Below are 25,445 nucleotides of genomic sequence, written 5' to 3'. Positions count from 1 at the left end.
GATCCGCGGTCATCCGAGGTCAGTCGCCCGGAACCCCGTTGAGCAGAGCCCCGCTCCGCTGGCCGTCCCGGGTGTCCAGGTGGGCCAGCTGCGCCACCACCGGCACGTCACTGACCAGCACCAGGCCGTAGGGCTCGCCCAATGGCACCGCCTCGGGGTCGATGAGGTCATTGAGGCGCACGTGCTTGACCCGTCCAGCGGCCACACTGATCCGGTAGGGGCCCACCGGGTCGCGGTCGGAGTGGTGCACGGTCGCCTCCACGCAGGCCTCCCCGGTGTCGGTGTTCAGCAGGCACAGCACATCTCGGCTGGTGAACGCAGGCTCGTGACCTGTGCTCTCGGGCGGGATCCAGCCCGCTGAGAAGGCCCAGCGGCAGCTGCCTGGGCCGTTGCCCGGCTGGGCTGCGGGAATGTGTCCTTCGCTCATCTCTGCTCCCTCCGCGCTGTCCCCTGAAGTCCGAGGAGTTGGGCCAGATGGTCGTTGATGTAGAGGCGTTCCGGGTCCAGCCGCTCCCGTTGCCCGAGGAAGTCTTCCCACTCCGGGTAGAGCTGGCGCAGCTCGGGCGCCCGCAGGGAGTGCTTCTTCCCCCAATGGGGCCTGCCGCCGAAGGCGCGCAGCAGCGGCTCCAGATCGGCGAAGTACTCCTCATGGTCGAGAGAGGCGTTCTGCAGCAGCGCGATGGTCATCGTCGGGCGAAGCTGGGCATTGCTGATCATCGCGCGGTCCGGGGCGATCGTGCGCACCAGGACCCGCCATCCGACCCGGTGACGGTGCCGGTCCTTCACCCGCTCACGGACCAACCGGAAGGCCTCCAGCGACGGGTCCAGCGGCAGCATGTACTCCATCTCCTCGAACCGCAGATCACGGGAGTTGGGGATGATCTCGTAGGAGGGACCGGTCTCATCGGTCTTCACCCTCCCGGGCGGCACGGCGCCCGGAAGATCCGGGTCGGGCTCCTCCCCCGGCTTGTTCAGCATCCGCACCTGGGCCAGGTCGCTGCGCGGATACCAGTAGAAGTCCACGCTGCGGTGCGCCGCGATCAGCTGCTCGAAGTGCTCCAGCACCCAGTCGACATGAGTCATGACGTTGACGCGGTGCAGCTCATAGGCCGGCTCCAGGCGCAGGGTCAGGCGGGTGAGCACGCCCAGCGCACCCAGGGAGACCTGAGCGGCCCGCAGCAGCGGGTCGTCCGGCCCCGCACCGGCGTCGACGCCGAAGCTCACGAGCTCTCCCCGGCCGTCGAGCAGCTGGCCGCCCACCAAGGTGGAAGACAGGTTGCCCAAGGTCGCTCCGGAACCATGAGTGCCGGTGGCGATCGCCCCGGCGATGGCCTGGTAGTCGACGTCGCCGAGATTCTCCATGGCCAGCCCGTGTTCCGCCAGCTGGGCTCCCAGCTGTGCGAGACCCGTGCCCGGCAGCACACTCGCGATTCCGGCCTCGGCGTCGGCCTCCACGACCCCGGAGAGCTGGTCGAGGCTGATCAGGACGTCGTCAGTGGTCATCAGGGGCAGCGAGGAATGCCCGGAGCCGACCGGCCTGACGCTCTCACCGGCGGCGGCCGCGGCGGAGATCACCTCGGCAAGCTCCTCGACGCTGTCAGGACTGCTCCGCAGCCTCGGTGTGCAGGACACGCTGCCGGACCAATTCGTGAACGTGGTCCTCGACGGTCCGGATGTCATGGACGTGGGGCAGGACGACGGTTCGGACTCGCTCATGGGCCGCTCCGTGGACTCGGGTTGGGTCTCGGTGGGTGACGCGCTGTCATGGCCGGGGTCATGACCCACCCTACCGGCCTCGGCGATACAGTTCTGCTGTCAGCATGTGCACCTCGCCAGGAGGGAGACATCATGGTCCGCATCCCGCGCCCCGACGCCGCCACCGGGGCCATCGCCTGCCTGCTGGGCGTCTCCGTGATCCTCTCCGGATGCGGGATCCCCCGCGATCCGGAGCAGAGCCTCGAGGCCGCCCGAGGAGCGGAGCTCTCCGCCGGCGCGGTGCACAACCCGCCGTGGGTGTCTGTGGAGGACGGCGAACGCCCCTCGGGGCCCGAGGTCGACCTGATCGAGGAGTACGCCGAACGAATCGGAGCGCAGGTCGCCTGGTCCACCGGCAGCGAGAGCGGTCTGGTGGGCCGTCTCCATGATCGTCAGCTCGACGTCGTCATCGGCGGCTTCGACGAGCACACCGTCTGGGATCATCATGCCGCAGTCACCCGTCCCTATGAGGTCCCGCCGGAGGGGCCCGGGCGAGTGGTGCTCGTCGAACTCGGAGAGAACGCCCTGCTCCACGACCTCGAGTCCCACTTCATCACTCGGGACGACTCATGAGCAGCCCTTCCATGCTGCGTCCAGCCTCCGAGGGCTCACTGCCCGAAGAACAGCGCGCCGCGCTTCGTGAGGCCCGCCGGCTCCAGTGGATCTGGCTGAGCATCCTGCTGGTCACCGTCCTTGCGATGGCCGCAGTGATGGGCAGCTCACAGGCCATGCGCACCGCCTGGATCGAAGACCTGCTCTCGGTGCTTCCCCCGGTGGCGTTCCTGCTGGCGGCCCGGCTGGCGGCCCGTCCGCCCACGGTGCGGCATCCCTTCGGGCTTCACCGCTCCCTGGAGATCGGTCATCTCGTCTCCGGGGTGACGCTGGGCGGAGCGGGGATCTTCCTCCTCGTCGACGGCGTGACCAACCTGCTCCAGGAGGAGCGGCCGCCCTTGGGAGCCCTGGATCTCTTCGGCATCCCTGTCTGGGAGGGATGGCTGATGATCAGCGTCGCCCTGGCCAGCTGCGTGGCTCCGGTCATCCTCGGCCGCCGCAAGCGGCACCTCGCCGAGGTGCTCCACGACAAGGTGCTCCGTGCCGATGCGGACATGAACCGGGCGGACTGGATGACCGGACTGGCGACCGCCGCCGGAGTGCTGGGCATCGGCGTGGGACTCTGGTGGGCTGACGCGGCAGCCGCCATCGTCATCTCCACCAGCATCACCAAGGACGGCTGGGCGAACACCCGCGACGCCGTGCAGGACATCCTCGATGCCCGTGCCACCACCTTCGACAACGCCGGGCCCCATCCTGTGATCCGTCAGGCCGAACAGATGATCGCCGCCGAGGAATGGGCCGACGACGTCGTCGTGATCGCCAGGGACCAGGGCCATGTGCTGCACCTCACCGCCCGGGTGCGCTGCCCCTCAACGGCCGTCCCCGTCGAGGCGATCGACGAGATCCGACGACGCTGCCGCGAGATGGACTGGCGCGTCCACGACGTGGACATCACGGTGACCCGCTGGGCCGGACGCTGAACCAGCTCCGCCGCAGGGTCGCCCCTGGACGCCCGCCGGGGGCCGAGCGCTGGACGCACTCACCAGCGTGGGTGGATGGTCTCCCGGAAGGTCGAGTCGTAGAGGTCCTGGACCGAGTCCAGGAAGTCCTGAGGCAGCGGATCGACGTCCCCGGCGGTGGCGTTCGCACGTGCCTGCTCGCTGGACCGAGCGCCAGGGATGACCGTGGTGACGCCCGGCTGCTGCGCGGCCCAGGCCAGTGCGGCCGTGGGCGGCTCGAGGCCCAGCTCGCGGGACAGCGCAGTGAAGTGCGCGGCCGCCTCGACACCGGTCAGGTAGTCCACTCCGGAGAAGGTCTCCCCGACGTCGAACGCCTCTCCCCCGCGGTTGAAGCTGCGGTGGTCGTTCTCGGTGAAGCGGGTCTGTGCGGTGTAGCGGCCGCTGAGCAGGCCGCTGGCCAGCGGCACCCGGGCGATGATGCCGACTCCCGCCTCCTGGGCGGCGGGCAGCACCTCGTCCAGCGGCTTGCGACGAAAGGCGTTGAGGATGATCTGCACCGTGGCCACGTGAGGTCGCGCGATCGCGTCCAGCGCCTGCTGGCAGGTCTCCACGCTGACGCCGTAGGCGGCGATCGCCCCCTCCTCGACGAGACGGTCCAATGCCTCGTACACCGCGTCCGCGGTGATGACGTCGCCGGCGGGGCAGTGCAGCTGCACCAGGTCGATGGTGTCGACGCCGAGATTGCGCCGAGAGCGGTCCGTCCAGGCTTTGAAGTTCTCGTAGCTGGCGTGCTCGAGACTCGGATCGGGCGCGCGACGGATCATCTTCGTCGCCACGGTTCCGCCCCAGGAGGGATTCTCCCGGAGCCAGCGACCGATCACGCTCTCGCTGCGTCCGTCGCCATAGACGTCGGCGGTGTCGAAGAAGCTCACACCCGAGGAGGCCGCAGCGTCGAGCACCTCGAGGGCCGCCGACTCCTCCACCTCGCCCCAGTCCGCCCCCAGCTGCCAGGTGCCCAGCCCGATGCTCGAGACTTCGCGGCCAGTCCTGCCCAGTGTCCTGTGCTCCACGTCGTGCTCCTCCGTCGTCTCAGGGGTACCGGTCAGAGCGATCTCTCACCGGTGCCACTCTAGCCCGCGCGCCGTCAGGACCGGCGAGCCGCGTCCGGGGATTCAGCAGGTGCCGCAGAGGCGGAGACCCCGGAGACGACTCAGGGCCAACACCTTATGGTGTCGGCCCTGAGTCTCGTGGTGGAGGTAAGGGGACTCGAACCCCTGACCTTCTGCATGCCATGCAGACGCGCTACCAGCTGCGCCATACCCCCGTATTCTTTTGTTCGCGTCGCTGCGACGACTCCTATACTTTACTCACCCCTCGAGCACCGATGCAAATCGACCCCTTGTGCTGCTCATCACCCTCACACCTGCGTCTGACCTGGGGCGATCAATCGTCCTGGATGGCGGGCCCGGCCTGGGGAATATGCAGGTCAACGCGGTCCACCTCGGCGTAGAGACGGTCCAGCCCATAGAGGACGCGCTCCTGCTCGTGCTGGACGTGGATGACCATATGGCCGTAGTCCAGCAGGACCCAGGTGCCGGAGTCACGGCCTTCCCGGCGCGGCGGCGCCGAGTCATGCTTCTCTTTGAGCTGATGCTCGATCGCGTCGACGATCGCGTTGATCTGACGGTCCGACGGCGCCGAGCAGAGAAGGAACGCGTCGGTGATGCCGATACGCTCCCCCACGTCGAGTCCCACGACATCTGTGGCGAGCTTGTCGACGGCGGCGGCTGCCGCCGTCCGCAGTTCAGTGAGGACCGGCTCCGGGATGGTCACGTCGATTCGTCGCTCCTAGGTCGCCGACGCGTCAGCGCCGGATGAGTGTGGATGATCTGGTGATGTCAGCGGATGGTGAAGAGCACGACGCCGACGGCGATGAGCAGGAGCACGGCGAGGATGATCACCAGCCAGAGCAGCAGAGCCTGCCGTGACGCCTGCCGTGACGTGTGCTCGACCATGTCGTCGAGCTCAAGGCCGTGCGCGCCCCTGGCGTCGATCGGATCGATCTCCCCGGTGGCGACGTCTGTGTACTCCTGATCATCCGAGGACGCATAGGCGCGCAGCGCCTTCCGTGTGATGACCTCGGACTCTGGGCGCTCCCGACGGCGACGGACTTTGTCCCGCGCCGCCTCCTCCATCTCGCGACGACGCCGCTCCTGGTTCACCTGCATGGCCTTGGCCGCCAGCGCCTGCTGCCTCTTCAACACCTCCGGGTCCACCCGGTGCGGGTCCTGGACCGGCTGGGCGGCGATCTCCGAGGTCAGCTGGTCGATCTCCTGGAGGCGCTCATCGGTGAGGGGGTCCAGGCTGCCGGTCTCCCGCAGCAGACGCCGAGCCCTGCGCGAGGCCGGGATCGGCGCGGAATCGTCAGCGGACACGTCATCGTCATAGTCGTCGTCCTCGAGCTCCTCACCCAGACCGTCATCCTCAGCGTCGTCCTCGGCCGCGTCGTCGAGGCCGGTCTGCACGTCCTCGGACTCCGCGACGAGCTCATCGCTCTCCGGCGACTGCGTCTCCTGAACAGGATCCTCGACCTCAGCCAGGTTCTCTCCCTGATCGTCACGCTCCTCTGCGGCGTCGTCGGAAGCCGCCTCATCAGATGCGACGTCCTCAGCCTCGGGGCCTTCTCCCGCGGAACCGGCCTCGTCTGAGTCAGCGGCGATGCCATCCTCCCCGCCAGGCTCAGCCTCATCATCGTCCTGAAGGTCGTCGAGCTCCTCCGGGTCGGACTCGTCCTCCGGCGACACGGGGGCGAGGTTCACATCCGTGGCCTCGACAGCCGGGTCTGAGACATCAGCGACGGCGTCGGAGGTCACCTCGGGACTCTTCTCCTCCCCCTGCACGTCCGTCGATCCATCGGAGCCGTCCGGGAGGATGTCCTCCGAGCGGTCGGGAGAGACCACAGGCGTGTTCGCGCTCTGCGTCTCCTGATCGATCACGGCGGAGACGGAGACGGGAGCCGCAGGTGCCAGGTGCTCGACGGCCGCTTCGGCTTCGTCATCCGTCTCGTCAGCCGCCTCGTCAGCCACGTCGTCGGTGGCGTCAAGAGAAGGTGCCGGACCGCCGTCCTTCATCGCTGCCAGCTCCGCCTCGCGGCGTCGACGCAGCTCTTTGCGAGACACCGGCAGGTAGCGGGCACGGAGGTCGGGGCCTCCGTCGCCCTGCTCCGGATTCTCTGCTGTCATCTCGTAGCCTCCTGCGGACTCTGTGCGGTCCGTGATCGCGGGGTTTCGTCCATGCTATGCGGCGGCTCGGCTTCGAGCCTGACCGCCTCGCCGGTGGGGTCGGAGGCTTCCCGAGCGGCGCTGAGATCCTGGTAGAGCCGGTGCTTGGCGATGTACTGCACCACGCCGTCAGGCACCAGGTACCAGACCGGCTTGTTGCCCCGGACCCGCTCCCGGCAATCCGTGGAGGAGATGGCCATCGCGGGGATCTCCATCAGTGAGATCTCTTCGGTACGCCCGAAATCCTGGGAGTCATAGCCCGGGCGAGTGACGGAGACGAAGTGCGCGAGCTCCCACAGCTCGTCCACTCCCTTCCAGGACATGATCTGAGCCATGGCGTCGGCCCCGGTGATGAAGAACAGTTCCGCCTCGGGATAGAGCCGGCGGAAGTCCCGCAGCGTGTCGATCGTATATGTGGGGCCCGCACGGTCGATGTCAACGCGAGAGACCGTGAACCGCGGATTGGCTGCGGTGGCGATCACCGTGAGCAGATACCTGTGCTCCGGCGCGGTGACATCTCGCTCTGCCTTCTGCCAGGGCTGTCCGGTCGGGACGAACACGACCTCATCCAGCTGGAACTCACTGGCCACCTCACTGGCGGCCACAAGGTGCCCATGGTGGATGGGGTCGAAGGTCCCGCCCATGACGCCGAGCCGCATCCTGCGGCGCCCGGGATCAGAGGTGGCGGCTGACTGGGGAGGCACTGCGTTCAGTGGTCCTCGTGCTCCCGGGCTGCGGGACTCTTGCTCTTGCTGGAGAACGCCACGGTGGTCAGCAGCAGCAGCATCAGCACGATGAACATGATGATGCCGAACCACTCGGCGGGCATGAAGAGTGCGATCTCTTCTTCACCCTCGGCGGCCAGCACCGGGGCGGCGAACGGCAGGTTGAGCATGCCTCTCCCTCTACGGACGTGTCAGAACACGCCAAGTCTACGCGACAAGGGGCCCTGCTCGCCCCTCGCCTCACCGGTGTCACCCGATGGGCCCAGGGGCGCACCCGTCAAGCTCCCTCAGCGTGCGGGCTGCGGTATCCCGCCGCCCAGGCCGAAGGCCAGCGCGGTGGCGAGTGCGCCGCCGACGACCACAGCACCGAAGGCGAAGTTGATGATCGAGCCCGCGATGCCCACGTACTGCAGACCCATCGCGACGACGAGCGCCAGAGTGCCAAAGTGCCAAAGTGCCAAAGTGCCAAAGTGCCAAAGCGGATGATCGTGCTCGCGATGCCGACTTCGATGACGATGACCGCGAACGTCACATTGGCGATCGCGGCTCTGCCCCGGCGCGAGGACCTGCAGCACAGCCAACAGCCCCCGAAAGGTGTCTGACATCACATACGCTACCGAAGGGCCTGGCACAGGTCCATGGATCGCAGGACGGCCCGTGGGGACCTCGCCACGCCCGGCGCACCGAGGCGCCGCCGGGTCAGGCGCGCACCTGACCCTCCCCACGGACGATCCATTTGGTGGTGGTCAGCTGTCCCATACCCATCGGACCGCGGGCATGCATCTTCTGCGTCGAGATCCCCACCTCCGCGCCGAGGCCGAACTGGCCGCCGTCGGTGAAGCGTGTGGAGGCGTTGACGATTACCGCGGCGGCGTCGATCTCGGCGACGAAGCGATCCGCATCGGCGACCGAGTCCGTGATGATCGCCTCGGTATGACCGGTGGTCCACCGGCCGATGTGCTCGATCGCCTCGTCCAGGGAGTCCACCACCCCCACGGCCATCTGCAGGTCCAGGTACTCGGTGGCGTAGTCCTTATCCGTGAGCTCGAGCACCTCACCCTGGGTGCGGTCCTGTGCCGGATCCTCCGGTTCGGGGACCGGCAGCCAGTCCCGGGCACGCGGGTCCAGATGAAGGTCGACGCCGACCCGCAGCAGTCCGCGCAGCACCTCGCGACCGGCCTTCTCCGCGTCGCGGTGCAGCAGGAGTGTCTCGGCGGCGTTGCACACGCTGGGCCGGTGGGTCTTGGCGTTGACCACGATGTCGCGTGCGGTATCGGGGTCGGCGGTCGCGTCCACGTACACGTGCACGTTTCCCTCACCGGTCTCGATCACCGGCACCCGGGAGTTCCGGACCACGTGCTGAATCAGCTCTCGGCCACCGCGTGGAATGAGCACGTCTACAGAACCGAGCTGGGTCATCAGCTCGGTGGCGCCCTTCCGCCCGTAGGGGTCGATGCTCAGCACCGCGTCCACGGGAGCGGCGGTGGAACGCAGCGCCTCGCGCATGATCGACAGCAGCGTCTCGTTGCTGCGCAGGGCCGCAGAGCCGCCCCGCAGGAGAGCAGCATTGCCGGATTTCAGGGCCAACGCAGCGATGTCCACGGTGACGTTGGGGCGGGCCTCGTAGATGGCTCCGACCACCCCGAGCGGCACGGTGACCTGGGTGAGCCGCAGCCCGTTCGGCAGTGTGCGGCCCTGCACGACCCGGCCGATCGGATCCTCCAGACCGATGATCTCCTCCACCGAGGCGGCCAGCTGCTCGATCCGAGCCTCGTCGAGGGACAGCCGGTCCAGCAGCGCACGGCTGAGCCCGGCCTCTCGTCCGCGCTCCAGGTCCTCACGGTTGGACTCCAGGAGCGCGACACGCGACTCCCGCAGTCCCTGGGCCACGGCTCCGAGCGTCCGGTCCTTGTGCTCACGATCCATCTGCGCCAGGCGCTTGGAGGCCGCCCGGGCGCGGTGGGACAGGCTTCGGATCTCCTCGCCGAGGTCCTGCTGCTGCTCGGTGGTCTGCTGCTGCTCGGTGGTCTGCTGCTCGCTCATGGTCTCCAGCCTAGTCGTCGTCTCCCGTCCGGAGACCAGGTCTCTCGGACGTCTCAGCCTATGAATGTCATCTCTTCGTGCAGACCCGCGGGTCAGAGGACTGGGACTCTGACCATGTCGTCGGTGTGGACTACGGGGCGCTCATAGTCGGCGCCCAGGTCCCTCCCGAGATCCGCGGTGGACCGTCCCAGCATGTTCGGCAGCTCCGTGGAGGAGTAGCTGACCAGCCCTCGAGCACGCACCACCCCTCGCAGATCGGCGATCTCCACAGGATCCGTGGCCTCGAACTCCCCGCTGACGCGTGCGATCCCCGCCGGCAGCAGGGACCTCCTGCCCTCGACGACGGCGGCCACGGCCCCCTCATCGATGGTGAGTCGGCCCTTGACATGGGCCAGGTGGGCCAGCCAGGCGGACCGTGCCCCACGACGACGGCCCTGGGCCACGAAGTAGGTCCCGACCCCTTCCCCCGCGAAGAGGCGCGGAGCCTGGTCTGCGGATGTGAGCATCGCGGGAATCCCGTTGGCCGCGGTGATCTGCGCGGCCTCCACCTTGGTGACCATGCCCCCTGTGCCCACGCCGGCCTTCCCCCGCCTGCCCAGGGTCACGCCCACGAGGTCCTCCGGACCGCGCACCGTGGAGACCGGACGTCCGCCCTGGTCGGGCGGCCCGTCGTGGAGCGCATCCACGTCGGAGAGCAGCACCAGCCCGTCGGCTCGGATGAGGTTGGCGGTGAGCGCGGCGAGCCGGTCATTGTCCCCGAAACGGATCTCGTGGGTCGCGACGGCGTCGTTCTCGTTGACGATCGGCACGGAGCCCAGGCTCAGCAGCTTCTCGATGGCCCGCAGCGCATTCGTGTACTGCGTCCGGCGGATCAGGTCCTCCACGGTGAGCAGCACCTGGGAGACAGGGGTCCGGTAGCTGGCGAAGGCGCGGTTGTAGTGGGCCAGCAGCAGGCCCTGCCCCACGGCGGCGGCCGCCTGCTGGGTGGCGAGGTCGTGGGGCCGGCGCGCCAGGCCGAGCGGGGCCAGACCGGCGGCGATCGCGCCGGAGGAGACCAGGACGATCTCAGTGCCGCGCGCCCGCAGCAGCTGCAGGGCGTCCACGAGTCGGTTGAGCGCGTCCACCGAGATGCCGCCGTCGATGGTGGTCAGCGATGAGGAGCCCACCTTCACGACCAGCCGGCGGGCCCGGATGATCTCGGCCCGCTCGGTGATGAGCGACTGGGTCAGGCGGGGGGTGCTCATCGGGAGTCCTCCCCCGCCCCCTCGGACGCATCCAGGGACTCGTCGGATGCCTCGTGCTCATCGACCTCGCGCCAGGTGCGCCGGTCCTCCACGCGCAGGTCTTCCTCTGGGTCACCGTGGGTGTAGACGATCTCGACGTCTTCCTCGTCCGGGGCGTCATCGGCCGCCTCGGAGTCCCAGTGGGCGTACTGGGCGTCCATCTCGGCGCGCACCGAGGCCTTGGCGTCGCGGCGAGCCTGCTGCTCGGCACGCTTCTGCTCACGAGTGGGACGGCTGGTGTCGTCGAAGCGCAGATCGCTGCCGCGCGGACCGGCCAGGTGCTCCGCGCCGCCGACCATCGTGGGCTCCCAATCGAAGACGACGCCGTCCTCCCCGCCGATGACCACGGCGTCGCCCGGGGTGGCGCCCTTGCGGAAGAGGTCGTCCTCGATGCCGATCTTGGCCAGACGGTCCGCCAGGTAGCCCACGGCCTCGTCATTGTTGAAGTCGGTCTGCAGGATCCAGCGTTCCGGTTTCGCTCCGTGCACGCGGAAGAGCGGCTCTCCGCCCTTCTCCTCGCGCGTGATGGTGAACGGCTTGGTGTTGACCGCCTTCGGCCGGACCGTGACAGGCACGGGGGCGGGCTCCACCTCGCGCTGACGGCGGGCATTCTCGACGATCTCCGCCATGGCGAAGCCCAGCGCACGCAGCCCGGAACGATCCAAGGCGGAGACGTCGAAGACGCGCAGACCGCGCGACTCCAGCTCCTCGCGGACCATGTCCGCCATCGCAGCACCGTCGGGGAGATCGGTCTTGTTCAGCGCCACCAGGCGGGGCCGCTCGTTGAGCGGCACCGCGACCTCGCCCGCGTTCCCGGCGACATCGACGACAGCGTCAGGGCTGTAGGCGGCCAGCTCGGTCTCGATGGCTTCGAAGTCGCTGAGCGGATCACGCTCGGTCTCCAGAGAGGCGCAGTCCAGAACGTGCACCAGCGCGGCGCAGCGCTCCACATGGCGCAGGAACTCGTGACCCAGGCCGCGGCCTTCGGCCGCTCCCGGGATAAGTCCCGGCACGTCGGCGACGGTGAAGCGGGTCTCGCCGGCCTGCACCACCCCGAGATTCGGGACCAGCGTGGTGAAGGGGTAGTCGGCGATCTTCGGCCGGGCGGCGCTCATCGCAGCGATGAGGCTGGACTTCCCCGCCGAGGGGAATCCGACCAGGGCGATGTCTGCGACGGTCTTGAGCTCGAGGACGACCTCACGCGCCTCGCCCGGGGTGCCGAGCAGGGCGAATCCGGGCGCCTTGCGGCGCTTCGAGGCCAGCGCCGCGTTGCCCAGGCCCCCCTGCCCACCCTGGGCGATCGTGTAGCGGGCGCCCTGACCGATCAGGTCGGCCAGGACGGCACCGTCCTGATCCTTGACGACGGTCCCGTCAGGCACGGGCAGCTCCAGGATGGGGCCGCGTCGGCCGTGCCGCAGTCCTCCCTGCCCGACGCCGCCGTTCTCGGCGCGCCGATGCGGCCGATGGTGGTAGTCGAGCAGCGTGGTCGTCTGCGGGTCGACCACGAGGACGACGTCACCGCCGTCACCGCCGTCGGCGCCGTCGGGTCCGCCGAGCGGCTTGAACTTCTCGCGGTGGACGGACACGCAGCCGTGTCCCCCGTCACCGCCGAAGGCGTGCAGCACGACGCGATCGACGAAGTGTGCCATGGTGATGCTCCTGTCAGGGCCGGTGCACCGGTGCTCGACCGGCTGTTAAGACAGATCGAGGACGGACCGTGTCGGCCCGTCCTCGATCTCGTGTCGTTCAGTCGCCGGGCCCGCGGGACGCGTGGCGCCCAGCTCAGCCCGGCGCCGCACTCACTGTGCGGCTGGGACGATGTTGACGACCTTGCGGCCGCGACGGCTACCGAACTCCACAGCGCCGTCAGCCAGGGCGAACAGGGTGTCGTCCCCGCCGCGTCCGACGTTGGTGCCGGGGTGGAACTTGGTGCCGCGCTGGCGGATCAGGATCTCGCCGGCGTTGACGGCCTGGCCCCCGAAGCGCTTCACGCCGAGGCGCTGTGCGTTCGAGTCACGACCGTTGCGAGTCGAGCTCGCACCCTTCTTATGTGCCATGGGACTGCCTGCCTCTCAGCTGAGTGGGTTGTTGAACGGGTTGAGCGTGCGTCGTCGTTCCGGCGCCGCTCAGGCGATGGAGGTGACCTTCACACGGGTCAGCTCAGAACGGTGACCCTGGCGCTTGTGGTAGCCGGTCTTGTTCTTGAACTTGTGGATGACCACCTTCGTGCCGCGGATGTTCTCCAGGACCTCGGCAGTCACAGTGACCTTGGCCAGGTCGTCGGCCGCGGTGGTGACCTCGTCCCCGTCCACCAGCATCACTGCCGGCAGCTCAATGGTGCTGCCTGCCTCGCCCGGGACGCGGTCAAGGGTCACGAGGTCTCCGACGGAAACCTTCTCCTGGCGGCCGCCAGCGCGGACAATCGCGTACACCACTTGGGACTCACTTCTCTCGATGACAAATACGGTCAAATTCTTGATCTGGTCGGAGACGAGGACTCGACGACGGCCAGGCGGGACTCGCAGAACGGCTGAGGAGCTCAGGCGTGCGGGTCGTCGGACTGCCGGTGTACTCGTTCGCTTCCGAGCGCAGAAGACGTGCTGGTGCCGATGACACCAGGGATCTACTTTACGGGAAGAAGCGCCCTGCAGCAACCGGACAGCCCTGCGACACGCCTGTCACTCCGAGGTGGCGACATCCCCGTCGTCGTCGCCCCTCTTCCCCGATCCACCGACGGCCTCCGCATCCTGATCACGGGGGCCCGCGGCGCCCTGATTGAGCTTCTCAGCGCTGACCCCGACACCGAGCATCACCGGCTCCTCCGCGGCAGCGGAGGGCTCCGGAGCCTTCGAGGACCCGGCAGCGGTGCTGCTGAAGGTGCGGCTGGGTCCGGAGACCTCGGCGGACACCTCCCGCACCTCGCCGCCGGCACCCTGAGCCGAGCCGGCAGCCCGCCGACGACGGCGCCCCTTCGGGCGTCCGGCCGAGGAGCCCGTGGACCCCTCCTGCTCTGCCGCAGCGTTGTCGCCGGAACGCGAAGCCAGCGCCTCGTCCAGCGAGTCCAGCGAGACCGGGCGCTTCTCGGCGTCGTCTTCGGTCGCCTTGGTGGTCTGTGCCGCACCGCCAGCCTCACCGCGCGGCACCGGCACCGGCTCTCCCCCGATGGTGAGCACCGGGGTCTCGACTTCGCCGGACGTGCGGTTCCCGGAACGCGTCCCGGAGCCGTCTCCGGAGCCAGCCCCGGAGGAGTCCTGAGCGCCCGAGGCCTCGTCGACGTCCACGCGACCTCCGCCGGTGGCCCGACGCGGCTTGCGTCCGCGGCGACGACGCCCTGAGCTCGGCTCCTCCTCGGTGGCACCCCTCGTGGAGTCATCCTTCGCGGAGGAGCTGCCGGATCCGTGGGAGCTCTCGCCGGACCCGTCGTCGGTCTGTCCGGTGGTCGCAGCGGCGACCTGGGCCAGAGCCTGGCGGGCCTTCTCCTGCTTCTCCCGCTCCTCGGCGCTCGGCTCGCTGTGCTGCTCACCGCCGGAGGGCCCCTTGCCGCCCTTCTTGCTGCGCCGCTTCTTCGAGCCCTTCCCGGAGCGCACCTCGCCCTGGGACGTGTAGGACGGGGTGTGCCCCACAGGCTCCCCATGGGTGAGCACTCCGCGTCCGGCGCAGTGCTCGCACGACTCCGAGAAGACCTCGAGAAGGCCGGTGCCCATGCGCTTGCGGGTCATCTGGATCAGCCCCAGGGAGGTGACCTCGGCGACCTGGTGCTTGGTGCGGTCCCGCCCCAGGCATTCGACCAGGCGGCGGAGCACCAGGTCCCGGTTGGACTCCAGGACCATGTCGATGAAGTCGACGACGATGATGCCGCCGATGTCGCGCAGCCGCAGCTGACGCACCAGCTCCTCAGCCGCCTCCAAGTTGTTCCGGGTGACGGTCTCCTCGAGGTTCCCGCCCGACCCGGTGAACTTGCCCGTGTTGACGTCCACCACGGTCATCGCCTCGGTGCGGTCGAAGACGAGTGAGCCTCCGGAGGGCAGATTGACCTTGCGGTCCAGCGCCTTGGCCAGCTGCTCATCGATGCGGTGGTGGCTGAAGATGTCCTCCGCCCGCTGCTCCTCCGGCTCCCAGCGGCGAAGCCTGTCGAGCAGGTGGGGCGCCACGTAGGTCACGTAGGCCTCGACGTTGTCCCAGGTCTCCTCCCCCTGGATCTCCATCGAGGAGAAGTCCTCGTTGAAGACGTCGCGAACGACTTTGATGGTCAGGTCGGGCTCGCTGTAGAGCAGCTCAGGCGGCAGGACCTTGCGGTCGCCCTTCTGCGTCTGGATGGTCTCCCAGAGCGCCCGCAGGCGGTTGATGTCGTTGGTGAGCTCCTCCTCCGAGGCGCCCTCGGCGGCGGTGCGCACGATCACCCCGGCCTTGTCAGGCATGTGCTCCTTGAGGATCTTCTTCAGGCGGGAGCGCTCGGTGTCGGGCAGCTTCCGCGAGATCCCGGTCATGGAACCTCCGGGGACGAAGACCAGATACCGGCCCGGCAGTGACACCTGGCTGGTCAGCCGCGCGCCCTTGTGGCCCACCGGGTCCTTGGTCACCTGCACCAGTACGGAGTCGCCGGACCTCAGCGCATTCTCGATCTTGCGCGGAGCGCCGTCGAGGTTCGCCGAGTCCCAGTCCACCTCACCGGCGTACAGCACCGCGTTGCGTCCGCGGCCGATGTCCACGAAGGCCGCCTCCATGGAGGGCAGGACGTTCTGCACCTTGCCGAGATACACGTTGCCGATCAGCGAGTCCTGCTGGGTGTTGGAGACGTAGTGCTCGGCGAGCACGCCGTCCTCCAGGACGCCGATCTGGATCCGGTCGCCCTTCTGACGGACGATCATCTGGCGATCCACCGACTCGCGGCGGGCCAGGAACTCAGCCTCGGTGATGACCTGCCGACGACGACCGGTCTCCCGTGACGCGCGCCGCCGCTGCCGCTTGGCCTCCAGACGGGTGGAGCCCTTCAGCCCGGTCACCTTGGTGGGAGCGGCGGGCTCGGCGGCCTCCCGTGGGGCTCGGACACGGGTGACGGTGTGCTCGGGGTCGTCGCCGTCGCCGCCGGCGACCTCCATGTCCACGGAGCCGCGTCGACGCCGACGACGCCGACGGACCACCTGGCCGTCCTCGTCACGGGCCTCCTCGCCCTGGTCCGAGTCCTCAGAGGCGTCCGCCGAGGCGGAGTCCTCGCGGCCGCGCTGCTTCCCGGCGTCCTCACCAGAGTCTGCGGAGGATCCGTCCTCAGAGTCGGACTGCTGTCTGCTGCGACCTCGTCCGCCACGGCGACGCTTGCGCCGGGAGCGCCGCTGACCGCCCGAGGACTCGCCGTCCTCGGAATCGTCACCAGCGTGGTCACCAGCGTCGTCACGGGCTTCCCCGGCCTCGTCGTGCTGGGTCTCCTCGGCCGAATCTCCACGGGCGTCTTCGGTGGAGCTGCCCTGGCGGCTCTGTGCGGTCCGGCGACCCCGACGAGGCGAGTCATCTCCGGATTCGTCGTCGCGAGAATCTTCGTTCCGGGAACTGCTGTCTCGGGAGCCGCCGTCCCTACGACTGCGGGCCGGCGCGTCGTCGTCCTGCTGGTCGTCCCGCTTCGACGGGGGCCGGGAGCGGCGGACCTGCTCCACAGCTGTGAGGTCCGGGGCCTGGAAGAGCACGGCCACCGGGTCAGCAGGGGCCGACTGCTCCGCCTCTGCTGCGGTGGTGTCCGCCTCCGAGGGCTCGGGGGTCTCCTCGCCTTGATCCTGAGCGGCGGGCTGGGCGCGCTGCTCAGTGTCCTCCGCCGACTCTTGGTCAGTCCCGATGTCCTCGGCGGGCGGGCTGAACGGGTTGAAGATGTCTGCGCCCGCGGTGTCCTGTGTTGACGCCGTGTCGTTCGGCGTGTCTGTGTGCGACATTGTTCGGTTGCTCCATGCCGACGCCGAGGCTGCCACACCCACCCTCGCGCCGGCCGCTTGTACGGTCATTCCTCCGGCCGCCGTCCCCCGCTCTCTCACAGCGGGTGCGGCCGAGGCACATCGTCGATGTCTGCAAGTTCTGCTCTTGCAGCCTCGCGGTCCACGCCGGGCGCTGACAACGGGTTTCCGCTGTGCGCTCTTCACGGCCTGTCCGCGAACATTCACTCCGCGCTGCGTCCGCACCTGCGCAGGCTCGGGGCCGTGCAGGACTCCCGGGGCGTCGGCGGCGGCATCTTGCGCCTTCTCGTCCATCGTCTCGTCGGATCCGTGCGGACTCGGGCTCGTCGCCTCGTCCACGACGGGTGCCGGCGTCGCCTGGGCCCATGCGTGCGGTGCGGCTGTGCAGTTGTCGGAGCAGTCAAGCTCTTCCGACGTCCGGGTGTGGTCCGCACGTCGGTGATTCTCAGTATCGCACATCGTGGAGCCGTCCCCGAGGAAACATGCAGGCATCCCCCGTACAATCTGAGCCATGTCAGTGGACACCACCCCGCCCTCCGGGACCGATGATCGCGCCCGTCCAGTGCCGCCTGAGGCTGCGGAGACCAGCCGCGCATTCAGTCGTCGCACCATGGCGATCTGGCTGATCACGACCGGCCTCGTCGGTGCCGCGGCCAGCTTCCTGCTGCTCCATGAACGCATCCTGCTCTGGCAGGATCCCGAGCACTCGACCGCATGCGACATCAATCCGTGGGTGTCCTGCGGAGAGGTCATGGACTCCTGGCAGGCGGCCACCTTCGGCTTTCCGAACATCTTCCTCGGCGTGGTGGGTTTCCCCGTCGTGATCGCTGTCGGCATCACGCTCCTGGCGGGACTGCGGCCACCGCGCTGGTACTGGCTCGGGCTGCAGGCCGGGGTGCTGTTCGCCTTCGGGTTCTGCGTCTGGCTGTGGTCCCAGGCCGTCTACACCATCGGTGCGCTGTGCCCCTACTGCATGGTCGTCTGGGCCGCTGTGATCCCGATGACCGTGTCGGTCACCGCCCGGAACATCCTCACCGGGACCATCCCGGCATCCGGGGCCGTCCGCCGGGTGACCGCGGACTGGTGGTGGGTCGTGTTGGTGCTGATCTACCTGCTGGTCGCCGCCAGCATCGCGATCGAGCTGCCGCAGGCGCTGGGCATCTGAGCCGACGCGGCAGGTGACATGTGCAGACCCCTGCCTCCGAGCAGGCCGCTGACCTGCAGTCTTGGACGTGCTGACCAGGTTCTCGCTCTTCCCCGACCGGGGTCGATGATGCCATGATGAGCGGACCACCTGCCGAGTCTCGGAGAGCCTGATGCCTCATACCGTCAATGCTGTCGTCGTCACCGCCCAAGACGCCCCAGCCACCCTGGAGAAGATCATCATCCCCGACCCCGGCCCCGGAGAGGCCCTGGTGGACATCCTCACCTGCGGGGTCTGCCAAACCGATCAGCACTACCAAAAAGGCCTCATCGGCCAGAACTACCCCTACCTGCTAGGCCACGAAGCCACCGGCCGCGTCACCGCCATCGGCGAAGGAGTCACCTCGATCAGCCCCGGGGACAAAGTCATCCTGAACTGGCGCGCCGTCTGCGCAGACTGCCGCGCCTGCCGCAAAGGCCAGCCCCAATACTGCTTCAACACCCACAACGCCACCCAGAAAATGACCCTGACCGACGGCACCCCCCTAGAACCCGCCCTAGGCATCGGCGCCTTCGCCGAAAAGACCCTGGTCGCCGCCGGCCAATGCACCCTCATCGAAGACACCAAAGAAGAGCACGACGCCGCCATCGGACTCCTGGGCTGCGGGGTGATGGCCGGCATCGGGGCAGCGATCAACACCGGTGAGGTGGCCCGCGGAGAATCGGTGGCCGTGATCGGCTGCGGCGGAGTCGGCACCGCCGCCATCGCCGGAGCCCGCCTCGCCGGAGCCACCACCATCATCGCCGTAGACCTCGACCCCAGAAAACTCGACAAAGCCCGCCAACTCGGCGCCACCCACACTGTGGAGGCAGGCAGCACTGATCCGGTAGAAGCCATCCGCGAACTCACCGGCGGATTCGGCGCCGATGTCGTCATCGACGCCGTCGCCCGCCCCGAGACCTACACCCAAGCCTTCTACGCCCGCGACCTCGCCGGCCGCGTCGTACTCGTCGGTGTCCCAGACCCCTCCTGGAGCGTGGAACTGCCCATGATCGACATCTTCGGCCGCGGCGGAGCCCTGAAATCCTCCTGGTACGGCGACTGCCTGCCCAGCCGCGACTTCCCCATGCTGGTGGACCTCTACCGCCAGAATCGCCTAGACCTGGATGCCTTCGTCACCGAGCGCATCCGCCTGGACCAAGTCCAAGAAGCCTTCACCACCATGAACCACGGCGACGTCCTGCGCAGCGTCGTCGAAATCGGCTAAGAGGAGTCCACCCGATGACCACCACGGCACGCATCGAACATCTGATCACCGCAGGAACCTTCTCCCTGGACGGAGGAACCTGGGAGGTGGAGAACAACGTCTACCTCCTCGGCGATGACCAGGAAGTGCTCATCATCGACCCCGCCCACGACGCCGAGGCTGTGGCCCAGCAGGTCGGTGACCGCCAGGTCTTGGGCATCCTGCTCACCCATGGCCATGACGATCACATCCGTGAAGTCTTCGAGGTCCAGCGCAAGGTCGGGGGCCGCATCCATCTCAACCCCGCCGATCACGTGCTCTGGGAGCAGGTCCACGCCCATGCCCTGCCTGAGGTGGAGATCTCCGATGGCGATGTCTTCACCATCTCCGACACCCGCCTGACCGCCATCCACACCCCCGGACACTCCCCCGGCTCCACCTGCTTCTACGCCGAAGACCTCCCCCACACCGACGGCTCCCGCGGCTCGGTGCTCTTCTCCGGGGACACCCTCTTCCAAGGAGGCCCCGGAGCCACTGGTCGGTCCCACAGCAGCTTCGAGACGATCATCGAGTCCATCCGAGACCAGATCTTCACCAAGCTCCCCGAGAACACCGAGGTCCACCCCGGCCACGGAGACTCCACCCGGATCCAGGCCGAGAAGCCCCACCTCCAAGAATGGGTAGACCGCGGACACTGACACCCGACAGCGGGACCCGCTGCGCGGCGCTCATCCCGACGTCACGGCCTCGTGCCTCTCGGGGACGAGCCGCCAGTGGCGCCTATAGGTCTCCAGCACGGCCTGCTCCACTGCGTCCACGTCCAGACCAGGACGCAGCTCGTCGGCCGCGCCGGCGGTCAGCGGATCCCAGGGGATGTTCAGATGCCCGTACACCTCGCTGAGGACACGACGCACAGAAGGGCCGCCCTGGACGACGATCACCGAGGAGAACAGCCAGCCGGTGGCGATCACGCGCTGGGCGGTGCCGATGATCTTCACCCGGCGGTCGGACGACCAGGCCCCGGTCTCACCGCCTCCGACAGCATGGACGGATTCCCTGCCGGCGCAGTACTCACCGGGGATCTCTCCCAGGCGTGCGTCCAGGCCGCAGGAGACCAGCACGTCGGTGAGCAGCTCTCCGAAGGCGGCAAAGCGGTCTCGCGACTCCACGATCGGGTCCGGGTCAGGTTCGATGTGGTCCACCACGAGGCAGCCTGGGTGGTAGGCCGCCGCACGGCCCCCTGCCCGGCGCACCAGCGGCTCGTACCCCAGCCGACGGCAAGCCTGAGCCGCGGCCTCGAAACCGGGCAGTCGACGGTCGCGCTGGCCGAAGGCGACCGTGGGGAGCGGACGATAGAGCCGCAGCAGCGGAACTGCAGATCCGTCACGGGTGCCTTGCAGCAGGGAGATGGCCTCTTCGAGATCTGCGCTGACGCCCAGGGACTCGGTCTGCCGACGCAGGTTCAGCTCAGGGACCGGGCGGGGCCGGCGTCGAGTTCTCTTCACAACGGACGAACGGTGAGGATCTGTTCGGCCCGGCCGAAGGGACCGGCGATGTCATGCAGAACCGAGGAGGTCAGGCCGATCCCGTCCTCGCCGAACGTCTGGCAGGTCTGCATGCCGAGCCACTCGCCCACGGGGGCTCGATGGAGGTGGATCTGCAGGTCGACGTTGGGAAACATCCAGGAGTCCGGCCCCGGAGACACACGCGGCGCCACACCGTTGGCGGTGTCGACCATGCCCAGGAGCCTGACCAGCGAGCCGGTGGCGTGGCCGGCGACCATCTCATAGGGATTGCGCAGCCAGGTGATTCCTCTACCGGGCCGGTGCTCCTCCCCCACCCGGATCTCCAGGGAACGGATGTAGCCGCCGGGCCACACCGACATGCCGTCCCCTCCGGGAAGCCCGTCCGGGGTGCCGATCGACGCGTCCTCGACAGCCGCCACCGCGGTGGTGTCCGCGGTCTGCAGCCGCCATCCGCGGGCGACCACGGCCGTGCGCCCCTGGGCGGTCATCTCCGCCTCCACCAGCTCGATCGTCCGTCCGGGACGGATCATCCGGGTGGTGACCTCGACCTCGCCCGCGTGGATGATTCCGTGGATGTCGAGGCTCAGCCGAGCCAGACGCAGATCCTCCCGCGGCTGGAAGGACTCCAGCGCGTGGGTGAGCAGGCCGGTGGCGGGCGCCATGTGCTGCTCGTGCGGATTCCACGCCCCCTGGGCGTGGACCGTGGAGCGGAACCGGCCGTCGCCGAGGGGTTCATAGAAGAAGTCCCCCATGGCGAGCTCCGGCGTCGCCCGGGCCTCGGTCCCTGATTGTGCGGTCACCTCAGAAGTCCCAGTCCTCGTCCTCGGTCTCCACGGCCTTGCCGATGACGTAGGAGGACCCGGAGCCGGAGAAGAAGTCATGGTTCTCGTCGGCGTTGGGGCTCAGGGCAGAGAGGATCGCCGGGTTCACGTCGGTGACGTCCTTGGGGAACATCGCCTCGTAGCCCAGGTTCATGAGTGCCTTGTTGGCGTTGTAGTGCAGGAACTTCTTCACGTCCTCGGACAGGCCGACACCGTCGTAGAGGTCGTGGGTGTACTGCACCTCGTTCTCGTAGAGCTCGAAGAGCAGGTCGAAGGTGTAGTCCTTGAGCTCTTGGCGGCGTTCCGGAGTCTCGGCTTCCAGAGCGCGCTGGTACTTGTAGCCGATGTAGTAGCCGTGCACGGCCTCATCACGGATGATCAGCCGGATCACGTCAGCGGTGTTGGTCAGCTTGGCGTGGGCTGACCAGTGCATCGGCAGGTAGAAGCCGGAATAGAACAGGAAAGACTCCAGGATGGTCGAGGCCACCCGCTTCTTCAGCCCGTCTGCGCCGTGGTAGTAGTCCATGACGATCTGTGCCTTGCGCTGCAGGTTCGGGTTCTCCCGGGACCAGCGGAAGGCGTCGTCGATCTCCTTGGTGGAGCACAGCGTGGAGAAGATCGAGGAGTAGGACTTCGCGTGCACCGACTCCATGAACGCGATGTTGGTGTACACCGCCTCCTCATGCTGGGTGAGCGCATGTGGGATGAGCGCGACGGCGCCCACGGTGCCCTGGATCGTATCCAGCAGCGTCAACCCGGTGAAGACCCGCATCGTGAGTGTCTTCTCTTCGGGCGTCAGCGTCGCCCAGGACTGGACGTCGTTGGACAGCGGGACCTTCTCGGGCAGCCAGAAGTTGTTGACCAGACGGTTCCAGACCTCGCCGTCCTTGTCGTCCTGCATCCGGTTCCAGTTGATCGCCTCGACATGGTCGAGCAGCGTCGCGGAGGTCGTTGCTCCTGCTGATGTGGTCATCTCGGGTGAGGTCTCTCTTCTCGTGCTGGCGGCGCCTGCGGGGCAGGCGATGTCTGTCCGGAGATCGTACGGCGGCGCTGGGCCCGGGTGGGGCTCACAGCATGCAGGACACGCAGCCCTCGACCTCGGTGCCCTCCAGGGCCAGCTGACGCAGACGGATGTAGTACAGCGTCTTGATGCCCTTCTTCCATGCGTAGATCTGGGCCTTGTTGATGTCGCGGGTGGTGGCGGTGTCCTTGAAGAACAGCGTCAGCGACAGGCCCTGGTCCACATGCTGGGTGGCCGCGGCATAGGTGTCGATGATCTTCTCGTAGCCGATCTCGTACGCGTCCTGGTAGTACTCCAGGTTGTCGTTGTTGAGGTAGGGAGCCGGGTAGTAGACCCGTCCGATCTTCCCTTCCTTGCGGATCTCGATCTTCGAGGCCACCGGGTGGATCGAGGAGGTCGAGTTGTTGATGTAGGAGATCGACCCCGTGGGCGGCACCGCCTGCAGGTTCTGGTTGTAGATGCCGTGCTCCATCACGGAAGCCTTCAGCTCACGCCAGTCCGCCTGCGTAGGGATGTGCACGTGGCTGAACAGCTCGCGGACCTTCTCGGTCTCCGGCTCCCAGACCTGCTCGGTGTACTTGTCGAAGAACGTGCCGGAGGCGTAGGTCGAGTCCTCGAAGCCGTCGAACTTCTCGCCGGTGTCCTGGGCCAGCTGGTTCGAGGCCCGCAGCGCGTGGAACAGCACGGTGTAGAAGTAAATGTTGGTGAAGTCGATGCCTTCCTCGGACCCGTAGTGGACCTTCTCACGGGCCAGGTATCCGTGCAGGTTCATCTGGCCCAGGCCGATGGCGTGGGACCGACGGTTGCCGTCGGCGATGGAAGGCACGGAGTCGATGAACGACATGTCCGAGACCGCGGAGAGCGAACGGATCGCCGTTTCGATGGTCTGCCCGAAGTCCGGGGAGTCCATGGTGCGGGCGATGTTCAGCGAGCCGAGGTTGCAGGAGATGTCCTTGCCCACGGTCTCGTAGCCGAGGTCCGCGCGGTAGGCGCTGGGCTCAGAGACCTGCAGGATCTCAGAGCACAGGTTGGACATCGTGATCCGACCGGCGATCGGGTTCGCCCGGTTCACCGTGTCCTCGAACATCACGTAGGGATAGCCCGACTCGAACTGGATCTCCGCGAGGGTCTGGAAGAACTCCCGAGCGCTGATCTTCGTCTTGCGGATGCGCGCGTCGTCGAGCATCTCGTAGTACTTCTCCGTCACCGAGATCTCGCTGAAGGGCTTGCCGTAGACGCGTTCGACGTCGTACGGGGAGAACAGGTACATGTCCTCGTTGCGCTTGGCGAGCTCGAAGGTGATGTCCGGAACCACCACGCCCAGGGACAGGGTCTTGATCCGGATCTTCTCGTCGGCGTTCTCACGCTTGGTGTCCAGGAACCGGTGGATGTCCGGGTGGTGGGCGTTGAGGTACACAGCACCTGCGCCCTGCCTGGCGCCCAGCTGGTTGGCGTAGGAGAAGGAGTCCTCGAGCAGCTTCATGACCGGGATGACCCCGGAGGACTGGTTCTCGATCTGCTTGATCGGAGCACCGTGCTCACGGATGTTCGTCAGCGACAGGGCCACCCCGCCGCCGCGCTTGGAGAGCTGCAGGGCGGAGTTGATGCCGCGGGCGATGGACTCCATGTTGTCCTCGATGCGCAGCAGGAAGCAGGAGACGAGCTCTCCGCGCTGCTTCTTCCCGGCATTGAGGAAGGTCGGCGTGGCCGGCTGGAAGCGCCCGGAGATGATCTCCTCCATGATCTGCGACGCCAGCTTCTCCTCACCGCGGGCCAGGTGCAGAGCGACCATGCAGACTCGGTCCTCGAACCGCTCGAGGTAGCGCTTGCCGTCGAAGGTCTTCAGCGCGTAGGAGGTGTAGAACTTGAAGGCGCCCAGGAAGGTCGGGAAGCGGAACCGACGGGCGTAGGCCTCGTCCCAGAGACCGTTGATGAACTCCCGGCTGTACTGCTCGAGCGTCTCGATCTCGTAGTAGTCCTTCTCGACCAGGTACTTCAGCTTCTCGTCCAGGTCGTGGAAGAACACCGTGTTGGTGTTCACATGGTCGAGGAAGTACTGGCGTGCGGCGAGCTGGTCGGCCTCGAACTGGATCTCTCCGTCGGAGCCGTAGAGGTTCAGCATGGCGTTGAGCTCGTGGTAGCTCAGCCCCTGCCACTGCGGGGGCATCTCCTTGGCCAGCGACGGCTCTCCGGCGGCACGCGGGTGCTCGTCGCGGTCCTTCAGCGGCATGACTGCTGTTTCCAAAACTCTTCCAATCCCTGGTGGACGGTGGACACGTCATCCTCAGTGCCCATCAGCTCGAACCTGTACAGATGAGGGACTCCGCATTTGGCGGCGACGATGTCACCGGCGATGCAGTAGCTCTCGTGGAAATTCGTGTTGCCCGCGCCGATCACACCGCGCAGGAGGTCCCGGTTGGACTCCACGTTGAGGAACTTGATGACCTGTTTGGGCACCGAGCCTTCGCCGCCGCCGGCCCCGTAGGTGGGCAGGATCAGCACGAAGGGCTCGGTCGCCCGGAGGGTGTCCTCCTGGGTGCGGAGCGGGAGCCTGGCGATCTCATCATCCGGCAGTCCCAGTTTCATCACGAACCGGTGAGTATTGTCAGAGACCGAGGAGAAGTAGATCAGCGAGGCCGAGGTGGTTCCTCCGGAGAACGTGTCCCCCGGCGATCCGGCACTGAGCCGGGAGGTCTCCGTGGCTGCTGCGGTCATCATCGGTGCTCCTCGATGCTGCTCCGTGCTGGTTCCTGGCGGCCCTGTGGGCCATCCGTCCGGGTGAGGGCTCCTCCCCCGGTCGCAGAGCGCGTCTCAGGCGACGGAGGTGGCCTCTGCGCGGGCGACGAGGCCGGAGATCTTGTCCGGACGGAAGCCGGACCAGTGGTCGTCGTCCGTGATGACGACGGGAGCCTGCATGTAGCCCAGGGCCCGCACCCGCTCGAGCGCCTCGGCGTCCTGCGAGATGTCGACGGACCGGTAGGTGAGGCCGTTCTTGTCCAGGGCACGGTACGTGGCGTTGCACTGGACGCATGCGGGCTTGGTGTAGACGGTGACGGACATGGTCCTCCCCTTCTCTCCCGCCCTCGGTGAGGGCCGGGCGTCGTCATCTGGCGTTCCTGCTGAAGCTGTGCCTCAATACTACATCTTGGG

26 protein-coding genes and 1 tRNA gene are annotated in these 25,445 nt (G+C 67.7%); 6 read left to right on the top strand and 21 right to left on the bottom strand.

Translation table 11 applies throughout. From position 1 onward, the window contains the following. Positions 1-19: 19 nt before the first annotated feature. On the bottom strand, positions 20-427 hold the full coding sequence (locus tag HNR09_RS14890) for a sensory rhodopsin transducer (RefSeq protein ID WP_179542742.1): 408 nt from the start codon (positions 425-427) through the stop codon (positions 20-22). After that, complete coding sequence (locus HNR09_RS14885) at positions 424-1,575, bottom strand: D-arabinono-1,4-lactone oxidase (protein WP_218881954.1); 1,152 nt, start codon at positions 1,573-1,575, stop codon at positions 424-426. The genes HNR09_RS14890 and HNR09_RS14885 overlap by 4 nt, the downstream gene beginning before the upstream one ends. On the opposite strand from HNR09_RS14885, the gene HNR09_RS16535 reads away from it, so the two are divergent. From HNR09_RS16535 to HNR09_RS14875, 3 genes are all read left to right on the top strand, one after another. Beyond that, positions 1,496-1,780 (top strand): hypothetical protein, encoded by a 285-nt coding sequence (locus HNR09_RS16535; protein WP_218882231.1) that lies wholly within the window; start codon positions 1,496-1,498, stop codon positions 1,778-1,780. The genes HNR09_RS14885 and HNR09_RS16535 overlap by 80 nt on opposite strands. 68 nt (positions 1,781-1,848) lie before the next feature. Then, positions 1,849-2,328, top strand: coding sequence for a transporter substrate-binding domain-containing protein (locus HNR09_RS14880; protein ID WP_179542741.1), 480 nt, complete (start codon positions 1,849-1,851; stop codon positions 2,326-2,328). Continuing rightward, a complete protein-coding gene (locus HNR09_RS14875) occupies positions 2,325-3,290 on the top strand; it encodes a cation diffusion facilitator family transporter (RefSeq protein WP_179542740.1) in 966 nt (321 codons plus the stop codon). Before HNR09_RS14880 ends, HNR09_RS14875 begins: the two co-directional genes overlap by 4 nt. A 59-nt stretch (positions 3,291-3,349) precedes the next feature. Here the strand turns inward: HNR09_RS14875 and HNR09_RS14870 are convergent, their stop codons facing one another. From HNR09_RS14870 to HNR09_RS14810, 13 genes are all read right to left on the bottom strand, one after another. Further along, entirely contained in the window at positions 3,350-4,339 is a 990-nt protein-coding gene (locus tag HNR09_RS14870) for an aldo/keto reductase (protein WP_179542739.1), read from the bottom strand. Positions 4,340-4,517: 178 nt separating this feature from the next. Then, positions 4,518-4,593, bottom strand: a tRNA-Ala gene (locus HNR09_RS14865). Positions 4,594-4,712: 119 nt separating this feature from the next. Further along, a complete protein-coding gene (rsfS, locus tag HNR09_RS14860) occupies positions 4,713-5,102 on the bottom strand; it encodes a ribosome silencing factor (RefSeq protein ID WP_179542738.1) in 390 nt (129 codons plus the stop codon). A 65-nt stretch (positions 5,103-5,167) separates the two neighbouring features. Beyond that, positions 5,168-6,511 (bottom strand): hypothetical protein, encoded by a 1,344-nt coding sequence (locus HNR09_RS14855; protein WP_179542737.1) that lies wholly within the window; start codon positions 6,509-6,511, stop codon positions 5,168-5,170. Further along, on the bottom strand, positions 6,508-7,209 hold the full coding sequence (gene nadD / locus HNR09_RS14850; RefSeq protein WP_281366433.1) for a nicotinate-nucleotide adenylyltransferase: 702 nt from the start codon (positions 7,207-7,209) through the stop codon (positions 6,508-6,510). Before nadD ends, HNR09_RS14855 begins: the two co-directional genes overlap by 4 nt. Positions 7,210-7,259: 50 nt before the next feature. Further along, positions 7,260-7,445 (bottom strand): hypothetical protein, encoded by a 186-nt coding sequence (locus HNR09_RS14845; RefSeq protein ID WP_179542736.1) that lies wholly within the window; start codon positions 7,443-7,445, stop codon positions 7,260-7,262. 117 nt (positions 7,446-7,562) lie between these two features. Continuing rightward, positions 7,563-7,736 (bottom strand): hypothetical protein, encoded by a 174-nt coding sequence (locus HNR09_RS14840; protein WP_179540185.1) that lies wholly within the window; start codon positions 7,734-7,736, stop codon positions 7,563-7,565. A gap of 238 nt (positions 7,737-7,974) precedes the next feature. Next, positions 7,975-9,318: a glutamate-5-semialdehyde dehydrogenase gene (locus tag HNR09_RS14835; protein WP_179542735.1), complete on the bottom strand. Its 1,344-nt coding sequence runs from the start codon at positions 9,316-9,318 to the stop codon at positions 7,975-7,977. A gap of 92 nt (positions 9,319-9,410) precedes the next feature. After that, a complete protein-coding gene (gene proB / locus HNR09_RS14830) occupies positions 9,411-10,562 on the bottom strand; it encodes a glutamate 5-kinase (protein WP_179542734.1) in 1,152 nt (383 codons plus the stop codon). Next, positions 10,559-12,250: a GTPase ObgE gene (gene obgE / locus HNR09_RS14825; RefSeq protein ID WP_179542733.1), complete on the bottom strand. Its 1,692-nt coding sequence runs from the start codon at positions 12,248-12,250 to the stop codon at positions 10,559-10,561. The genes proB and obgE overlap by 4 nt, the downstream gene beginning before the upstream one ends. A gap of 150 nt (positions 12,251-12,400) precedes the next feature. Next, on the bottom strand, positions 12,401-12,658 hold the full coding sequence (gene rpmA, locus HNR09_RS14820; RefSeq protein WP_179542732.1) for a 50S ribosomal protein L27: 258 nt from the start codon (positions 12,656-12,658) through the stop codon (positions 12,401-12,403). Positions 12,659-12,727: 69 nt separating this feature from the next. Then, positions 12,728-13,036 carry a 50S ribosomal protein L21 gene (gene rplU, locus HNR09_RS14815; protein ID WP_179542731.1) on the bottom strand — a complete coding sequence of 103 codons (309 nt, stop codon included), beginning with the start codon at positions 13,034-13,036 and terminating at the stop codon, positions 12,728-12,730. A gap of 243 nt (positions 13,037-13,279) precedes the next feature. Next, entirely contained in the window at positions 13,280-16,519 is a 3,240-nt protein-coding gene (locus HNR09_RS14810) for an Rne/Rng family ribonuclease (RefSeq protein WP_179542730.1), read from the bottom strand. Between the two features lie 529 nt (positions 16,520-17,048). Here HNR09_RS14810 and HNR09_RS14805 point away from each other — a divergent pair. The 3 genes from HNR09_RS14805 (at position 17,049) to HNR09_RS14795 (ending at position 19,625) form a co-directional block, all read left to right on the top strand. Further along, positions 17,049-17,702 carry a vitamin K epoxide reductase family protein gene (locus HNR09_RS14805; RefSeq protein ID WP_179542729.1) on the top strand — a complete coding sequence of 218 codons (654 nt, stop codon included), beginning with the start codon at positions 17,049-17,051 and terminating at the stop codon, positions 17,700-17,702. 151 nt (positions 17,703-17,853) lie between these two features. After that, on the top strand, positions 17,854-18,948 hold the full coding sequence (locus HNR09_RS14800; RefSeq protein ID WP_179540275.1) for an S-(hydroxymethyl)mycothiol dehydrogenase: 1,095 nt from the start codon (positions 17,854-17,856) through the stop codon (positions 18,946-18,948). A gap of 14 nt (positions 18,949-18,962) precedes the next feature. Next, positions 18,963-19,625 carry an MBL fold metallo-hydrolase gene (locus HNR09_RS14795; protein WP_179542728.1) on the top strand — a complete coding sequence of 221 codons (663 nt, stop codon included), beginning with the start codon at positions 18,963-18,965 and terminating at the stop codon, positions 19,623-19,625. Positions 19,626-19,655: 30 nt separating this feature from the next. On the opposite strand, the gene HNR09_RS14790 is transcribed toward HNR09_RS14795, so the two are convergent. The 6 genes from HNR09_RS14790 to nrdH all read right to left on the bottom strand — a co-directional run bounded on the left by HNR09_RS14790 (position 19,656) and on the right by nrdH (position 25,355). Continuing rightward, on the bottom strand, positions 19,656-20,432 hold the full coding sequence (locus tag HNR09_RS14790) for a lipoyl protein ligase domain-containing protein (protein WP_179542727.1): 777 nt from the start codon (positions 20,430-20,432) through the stop codon (positions 19,656-19,658). Further along, positions 20,429-21,205, bottom strand: a complete 777-nt coding sequence (locus HNR09_RS14785) for a thioesterase family protein (RefSeq protein ID WP_179543242.1) — start codon at positions 21,203-21,205, stop codon at positions 20,429-20,431. Before HNR09_RS14785 ends, HNR09_RS14790 begins: the two co-directional genes overlap by 4 nt. A 49-nt stretch (positions 21,206-21,254) precedes the next feature. Next, positions 21,255-22,247: a class 1b ribonucleoside-diphosphate reductase subunit beta gene (nrdF, locus tag HNR09_RS14780; protein ID WP_179542726.1), complete on the bottom strand. Its 993-nt coding sequence runs from the start codon at positions 22,245-22,247 to the stop codon at positions 21,255-21,257. A gap of 94 nt (positions 22,248-22,341) precedes the next feature. After that, positions 22,342-24,462 carry a class 1b ribonucleoside-diphosphate reductase subunit alpha gene (nrdE, locus tag HNR09_RS14775; protein WP_378937338.1) on the bottom strand — a complete coding sequence of 707 codons (2,121 nt, stop codon included), beginning with the start codon at positions 24,460-24,462 and terminating at the stop codon, positions 22,342-22,344. Positions 24,463-24,515: 53 nt separating this feature from the next. Continuing rightward, on the bottom strand, positions 24,516-25,010 hold the full coding sequence (gene nrdI / locus HNR09_RS14770) for a class Ib ribonucleoside-diphosphate reductase assembly flavoprotein NrdI (protein WP_179543241.1): 495 nt from the start codon (positions 25,008-25,010) through the stop codon (positions 24,516-24,518). Positions 25,011-25,106: 96 nt separating this feature from the next. Then, entirely contained in the window at positions 25,107-25,355 is a 249-nt protein-coding gene (gene nrdH / locus HNR09_RS14765; RefSeq protein ID WP_179542724.1) for a glutaredoxin-like protein NrdH, read from the bottom strand. Positions 25,356-25,445: the final 90 nt, after the last annotated feature.

The sequence above is a fragment of the Nesterenkonia xinjiangensis genome, from assembly GCF_013410745.1.
GTDB classification, from domain to species: Bacteria; Actinomycetota; Actinomycetes; order Actinomycetales; family Micrococcaceae; genus Nesterenkonia; species Nesterenkonia xinjiangensis.
Note: the sequence above shows the minus strand (reverse complement) of the source record. Positions and strands in the feature narration are given on the sequence as shown.

Bases quoted from the DNA above. Each gene is read 5' to 3' on its own strand.
- HNR09_RS14785 (WP_179543242.1), bottom strand. From the start codon at position 21,205: ATGGGGGACTTCTTCTATGAACCCCTCGGCGACGGCCGGTTCCGCTCC.
- nadD (WP_281366433.1), bottom strand. From the start codon at position 7,209: ATGCGGCTCGGCGTCATGGGCGGGACCTTCGACCCCATCCACCATGGG.
- HNR09_RS14805 (WP_179542729.1), top strand. From the start codon at position 17,049: ATGTCAGTGGACACCACCCCGCCCTCCGGGACCGATGATCGCGCCCGT.
- nrdI (WP_179543241.1), bottom strand. From the start codon at position 25,010: ATGACCGCAGCAGCCACGGAGACCTCCCGGCTCAGTGCCGGATCGCCG.
- HNR09_RS14875 (WP_179542740.1), top strand. From the start codon at position 2,325: ATGAGCAGCCCTTCCATGCTGCGTCCAGCCTCCGAGGGCTCACTGCCC.
- HNR09_RS14795 (WP_179542728.1), top strand. From the start codon at position 18,963: ATGACCACCACGGCACGCATCGAACATCTGATCACCGCAGGAACCTTC.
- nrdH (WP_179542724.1), bottom strand. From the start codon at position 25,355: ATGTCCGTCACCGTCTACACCAAGCCCGCATGCGTCCAGTGCAACGCC.
- nrdF (WP_179542726.1), bottom strand. From the start codon at position 22,247: ATGACCACATCAGCAGGAGCAACGACCTCCGCGACGCTGCTCGACCAT.
- nrdE (WP_378937338.1), bottom strand. From the start codon at position 24,462: ATGCCCCCGCAGTGGCAGGGGCTGAGCTACCACGAGCTCAACGCCATG.
- HNR09_RS14855 (WP_179542737.1), bottom strand. From the start codon at position 6,511: ATGACAGCAGAGAATCCGGAGCAGGGCGACGGAGGCCCCGACCTCCGT.
- HNR09_RS14845 (WP_179542736.1), bottom strand. From the start codon at position 7,445: ATGCTCAACCTGCCGTTCGCCGCCCCGGTGCTGGCCGCCGAGGGTGAA.
- HNR09_RS14810 (WP_179542730.1), bottom strand. From the start codon at position 16,519: ATGTCGCACACAGACACGCCGAACGACACGGCGTCAACACAGGACACC.
- HNR09_RS14880 (WP_179542741.1), top strand. From the start codon at position 1,849: ATGGTCCGCATCCCGCGCCCCGACGCCGCCACCGGGGCCATCGCCTGC.
- HNR09_RS14890 (WP_179542742.1), bottom strand. From the start codon at position 427: ATGAGCGAAGGACACATTCCCGCAGCCCAGCCGGGCAACGGCCCAGGC.
- obgE (WP_179542733.1), bottom strand. From the start codon at position 12,250: ATGGCACACTTCGTCGATCGCGTCGTGCTGCACGCCTTCGGCGGTGAC.
- HNR09_RS14800 (WP_179540275.1), top strand. From the start codon at position 17,854: ATGCCTCATACCGTCAATGCTGTCGTCGTCACCGCCCAAGACGCCCCA.
- HNR09_RS14835 (WP_179542735.1), bottom strand. From the start codon at position 9,318: ATGAGCGAGCAGCAGACCACCGAGCAGCAGCAGACCACCGAGCAGCAG.
- rpmA (WP_179542732.1), bottom strand. From the start codon at position 12,658: ATGGCACATAAGAAGGGTGCGAGCTCGACTCGCAACGGTCGTGACTCG.
- proB (WP_179542734.1), bottom strand. From the start codon at position 10,562: ATGAGCACCCCCCGCCTGACCCAGTCGCTCATCACCGAGCGGGCCGAG.